We start from the raw sequence: 5,373 nt of genomic DNA on the forward strand, positions 1-5,373 counted from the left end.
AAGCATGCTGTTCAGGCCTTTACGCACGGGGTGCGCCGCCAGCTTGTCGGAACCGGGGTGCGGATCGGTGAAGTCGCCCCGGGCGTTGTCCTCAACGAGCTCTGGGGGATCGCCGAGAACGCTTCGACCGAATCCAGCGTCGAACAGGCACAAGGCATCACCTCGGAAGACGTAGCCGACGCCGTCCTTTATATGTTGACCCGGCCCCGTCACGTCAACATCCGCGACCTCGTGATCCTCCCCACCTCACAGGAGATTTGACAATGCCCGCTTCCACCTCAGCAGTGCAACCACTGCTCCAAGCCACCAACATCAAGAAGAGTTACGGACACGTGCAGGCAGTGCGGGGTGCGGACTTCACCGTCTACCCTGGCGAGATCGTCTCGCTCATCGGCGACAACGGCGCCGGCAAGAGCACCCTGGTCAAGATCCTCTCCGGAACAGTGACGCCCGACAGCGGCACCATCGAGATGGGCGGCAAGGAGATCAAATTCGACGGGCCTACGTCCGCCCGCGACCACGGCATCGAGACCGTCTATCAGGACTTGGCTCTCGCGCCGGACCTCGATCCGGCGTCGAACCTCTACCTTGGACGCGAAGTATTCCGTAAAGGCCTTCTCGGCAAACTCGGTTTCCTGGATCGGAAGCTCATGCTCGACAACGCCCAGCTGCAAATGGCGCAATTGGGAGTGAAGCTCAAGGACATCTCTGCCCCAGTCGCGGACCTGTCTGGTGGGCAGAAGCAGTCTGTAGCCGTCGCCCGCGCCGCTATGTGGGCTCAGGAGATCATCTTCATGGACGAGCCCACCGCAGCTCTGGGTGTGGTGCAGACCCAGCAGGTCCTGGAGCTCATCCTCCGGGTCAAGGCGGCTGGTATCTCAGTCGTTCTGATCAGCCACAACATGCCTCAGATTCTCGAAGTGAGCGATCGAGTAGAAGTTCTTCGACTCGGTCAGCGAGTTGCCCGATTCAATGCAGCGGACGCCACTGTCGACGATCTCGTGACAGCGATGACCAGCGGGACCATGGAGGTCAACAACTGATGGCTACAACAACCCCCCCTACGACCGAGACCTCGTCGACCGCCATCGTCGGACACGACGACCTCTACCGCCAGCCAACGTTCCTCACCTCCGTCGTCAAGAGCGACACCTTTCGCCTTTTTCTGGCGCTGGTTGCCCTGATCGTGGTGTTCTCCGTACTCAAGCCCACCGCTTTCCCCACGCTCAGCAACACGCTGAATATCCTCTCGGATGCCGCGATCCTTCTGGTCCTGGCCGTGGGGGCGACCTTCGTCATTATCACTGCCGGCATTGACCTGTCCGTCGGCGGGGTGCTTGTGTTCTCCAGCGTCGTTTCAGCCATGGTGATGGCTGGAATCGGCGACGGAACACCGCTGACTCTCATCATCGGCCTCATCGTGGCACTCGTTGCTGGCACCCTCTGGGGCATTCTCAATGGGTTCCTTGTTGCCAAGGCGAGGATTCCGGCTCTCATCGTGACGTTGGCCACCATGGGCGCTTCGCTTGGCGCATCATTGCTCATCACAAATGGCGTCGACGTGCGCAACGTGCCCTTTTCCCTCGTTGAGGCCGTCGGATCCGGAACCGTCGCGGGGATCCCTGTGTTGGCGCTGATCGCACTCGTCGTTGCGGTGATGTTCGGAATCGTGCTGGCACAGACCCGATTCGGCCGCTACACCTATGCCATCGGATCCAACGCAGAGGCTCTGAGGCGCACCGGTGTCAACACGACTCGCCACCTCATTAAGGTCTATGCGCTTGCCGGCCTGCTCGCCGGACTCGCCGGATACCTGTCGACCGCGCGATTCGCGACGACCACTCTCGGCGGTCACTCGACCGACAATCTGGCGACCATCACCGCTGTCGTCATCGGAGGGGCCAGTCTCTTCGGCGGCCGCGGACTGATGATCGGCACAATCATCGGGGTCTTTATCCCGGTTGTACTTCAGAACGGGTTCGTCGTTTTGAACATTAGCCCCTACTGGCAGCAAATCGCTGTCGGTGCGGTGCTCCTCGGAGCCGTCTATCTCGATCAGATGAGGCGCCGTAGCAGAGACCGGTAACCCCCGGTGAACCACATCACACCCCTCGCACTTCAGCAAAAACCAAACAGAAGGAATTCCATGAACAAGGTTAAGCGCGGCGCAGCACTCCTGATGGCGGCCGCCCTGGCCGCAAGCCTGTCGGCCTGCGGAACAACTGGCGAACCGGCGGCAGATGCTGGTCCCGCAAAATCCCTGACCACCGCCGACCTGGCCGGGAAGACGATCGGTTTCATCCCGGGCGTCAATGACCCGTTCTACATTTCGATGCAGTGCGGCATCGAAGCCGCGGCCGACGAGTACGGCATGAAGGTCAGCACCCAGATTCCTCAGCAGTTCGAAGCTGCCGTGCAGACTCCGATCCTCAACGCCATGGTGGCGACCGCCCCCGCCGCGTTGCTGATCGCTCCGACCGACGCCCAGGCGCTCGTTCCGCCGCTGACCAAGGCTGTCAGCGCGGGAATCCCAGTCGGACTCGTTGACACCACGCTGGCTGACCCCTCCCTCGCATTCACGAGCATCTCAACGGACAACGCCATCGGTGGCGGGCAGGCCGCTGACGCGCTTGCTGACCTCATCGGCAAGAAGGGCAAGGTCCTGGTGATCGCGTTCAAGGCCGGCGCATCCACGTCTGACGCACGGCAGAAGGGCTTCGAGGACCAGATCAAGACCTACAAGGACATCACGTACCTGGGTGCACAGATCAATGACAACGACCCAGCCAAGGCGGCGTCCATCGTCTCCGCGACCCTCGCGGCCAACCCCGACCTCGCCGGCATCTTCGCTACCAACCTGTTCGCAGCTCAGGGCGCGGCAACTGGCCTGCGCAACAGCGGCGCGGAGGGAACGGTCAAGATGGTCGGCTTCGACGCGGGATCCGGCCAGATTGAGCAGCTCGAGCGCGGCGACGTGCAGGCCCTGATCGCGCAGAAGCCGGGCGAGATTGGCAAGTTGGCAGTCGAGCAGGTTGTCGCTCACTTGACCGGTGGCGAAGTCAAGAAGTCCATTGGTACCGAGACAGTGATCATCACGCAGGAGAACCTGAAGGATGCTGACATCCAGGACGCTATCTACAAAGAGTCCTGCTAGATCTACAAAGAGTCCAGCTAGTAAAGAAGGGGCCGTGGGTGCAGGTCTCGCGGCCCCTTCTTGGTTCACTCCGTCACACCCACTCTTGACTTCCGCCAATACGAAGAGAAGCGCCCACATGTTAAACGATGGTTACCCCTCGACAGCTGCCCATGCGCGCGGCCGTGTTGGAACACTGGGGCAGGTCGCCCGAATTGACCAATACGTGGCCACGGGCGGAAGCGAAAACGGTACCCGTGTCGTCCGCTTTGTCAATGGCGGTGGGCTCGAGCTGGAGATCCATCTCGACCGGGCGTTCGACCTCGGCCGGGTCACATTCGCAGGCATCCCCTTCGCCTGGATGTCACCGGTGGGGATGGCCGCACCGGGGCTCGCCGACACCGCCGGCTTCGGCTGGCTGAAAACTTTCGGCGGCGGGCTGCTTGCCACGTGTGGCCTCGACGCCATCGGGGATCCCAGCCGCTCCAGCAACGGCGACAGTTACGCCTTGCACGGCCGCTTCGGCACGCTGCCAGCCACTCTCACTCGCGCCGTCATTGACGGCGAGCAGTTGATCCTCGAAGCGGAAACCCGGCAGGTGGCGGTGCACGGCGAGAACTTCGTGTTGCGGCGCTCAATAACCTCAGCAGTTGGTTCGAGCGGCTTTCGGCTGACCGATACCGTCACCAACGAAGGCAGTACGGACCAGCCGCACATGATCCTCTACCACCTGAACCTTGGGTGGCCGCTCATCAGCCCGGCCACCCAATTCTCCAGTCCAGCGCTTCAGGTCACGCCGGAGAACGACGACGCGAGGGCGGCAACCGAACGCTGGTCAACCATCACCGAGCCGGATGCCCGAAGCAAGAGCCTCGTCTTCCGCCACCACCTTCCGCTGGAGCCACGGACGGTCGTGCGGGTGACCAACCCCGAAACGCAGATCGCCCTGGAAATTGACTTCGACGCCACCACCCTTCCCCATTTGCACCAGTGGAAGGTGATGCAGCCGGGCCAGTACGTCGTGGGCATCGAACCGTCCAACTCTGCGACGCTGAAGGGCCGTGAGGCCGCCGCGGAACTCGGCCTACTACCCAGCCTCGCCGCTGGGGCATCAATTGTCTACCAAATCGACTTCACCTTCTCGGCCGGCGCCGGGACCACGCAACGAGAGAAGCCGTGACTCACACCACGTCCCCAACCATGTCAGCGCGCGACGGCGGCCTGCAGCCCGTAGTGCTCGCAGCAAACCAACCGATCGACCGGCCTTACCAGGGTGGTTCAGGCATCGCCCGGTTCCGCGGCGCCGGGAAGCAGGTCCCGTATACCCCGGAAGACTTCGTCGCCTCAACTACCGAGGTCTATTCCGGACACGGCGTAGGCCTGACGATACTTCCTGACGGTCGCACACTACGTGCCGCTATCGAGGCAGACCCGCTCGGGTACCTGGGCGCAGAGCACGTCCGTCGTTTTGGTGCCAACACGATGCTCCTCGTCAAACTGCTGAGCACAGACGAGCGGCTCTTCGTCCACTACCACCCGGATGCCGACTTCGCAGCGGCGCGTTTCGAACGAACCATGGGCAAGACCGAAGCCTGGATCGTCGTCGACACGGCGGGTCAGGACGAGGCCTACGCTTATCTCGGCTTCAACCGGCCGGTCACCGACGACGAAGTCGAAATCTGGGTCACGAACCAGCAAATTCCGGAGATGCTTGATGCGATGAACAGGATGCCGCTGCACGTCGGTGACACCCTGTACGTACCCGCCGGCATCGCCCACGCCATCGGGCCTGGAATCACACTCGTCGAATTGCAGGAACCCACAGATCTCTCAATCCTTCTCGAGTACACCGGCTATCCCGGCTTCACTTTGTCGAGCGCGCTTCTGGGCCTCGACCTTCCGACGGCAATCTCAGGGCTGCAGCGGTCGCAACTCACTGCCGATCAACTCGATTTTCTCTCGGCCGGACGCCGCGAGGGTTCGTCGACCGCTCAGCAGCTCTTCCCCGCTGAAGCGGACACCTTCTTCGCCGCTTGGAGTCTCGATGTGCACACACGACATGACATCGCTGCCGGTTTCGCCGTGCTCGTGGTCATAGAGGGCGGTGCGCGCCTGGAATTCGATTCCGGCAACCTCGATCTCCACTCCGGCACCACGGTCCTCATTCCCCACGGCGCCGGCGATGTGTCGATCATCGGACGCATGCGCGGCATACTCTGCGCGCCCCCGGCACCCTCCGC

Annotated in this window: 6 protein-coding genes; all 6 read left to right on the top strand. The window is 62.3% G+C overall.

Annotated elements, in window-relative coordinates; translation table 11 throughout:
- The coding region (locus E3O23_RS18110) for an SDR family oxidoreductase (RefSeq protein ID WP_420897650.1) at nt 1–261 on the top strand (261 nt) is incomplete at its 5' end.
- Nucleotides 262–263: 2 nt separating this feature from the next.
- A complete protein-coding gene (locus E3O23_RS08115; protein WP_134489923.1) occupies nt 264–1,043 on the top strand; it encodes an ATP-binding cassette domain-containing protein in 780 nt (259 codons plus the stop codon).
- Nucleotides 1,043–2,086: an ABC transporter permease gene (locus E3O23_RS08120; RefSeq protein ID WP_134489925.1), complete on the top strand. Its 1,044-nt coding sequence runs from the start codon at nt 1,043–1,045 to the stop codon at nt 2,084–2,086. Before E3O23_RS08115 ends, E3O23_RS08120 begins: the two co-directional genes overlap by 1 nt.
- Nucleotides 2,087–2,092: 6 nt before the next feature.
- Complete coding sequence (locus E3O23_RS08125; RefSeq protein ID WP_198415162.1) at nt 2,093–3,154, top strand: ABC transporter substrate-binding protein; 1,062 nt, start codon at nt 2,093–2,095, stop codon at nt 3,152–3,154.
- 118 nt (nt 3,155–3,272) lie between these two features.
- Nucleotides 3,273–4,313, top strand: a complete 1,041-nt coding sequence (locus E3O23_RS08130; RefSeq protein WP_166790453.1) for an aldose 1-epimerase family protein — start codon at nt 3,273–3,275, stop codon at nt 4,311–4,313.
- Nucleotides 4,310–5,373, top strand: a 1,064-nt coding sequence (locus tag E3O23_RS08135; protein WP_134489929.1) for a class I mannose-6-phosphate isomerase, incomplete at its 3' end; no start/stop codon positions are given. The genes E3O23_RS08130 and E3O23_RS08135, both read left to right, overlap by 4 nt.

It is taken from the genome of Cryobacterium tagatosivorans, from assembly GCF_004402215.1.
In the GTDB taxonomy this organism is placed as follows: Bacteria; Actinomycetota; Actinomycetes; order Actinomycetales; family Microbacteriaceae; genus Cryobacterium; species Cryobacterium tagatosivorans.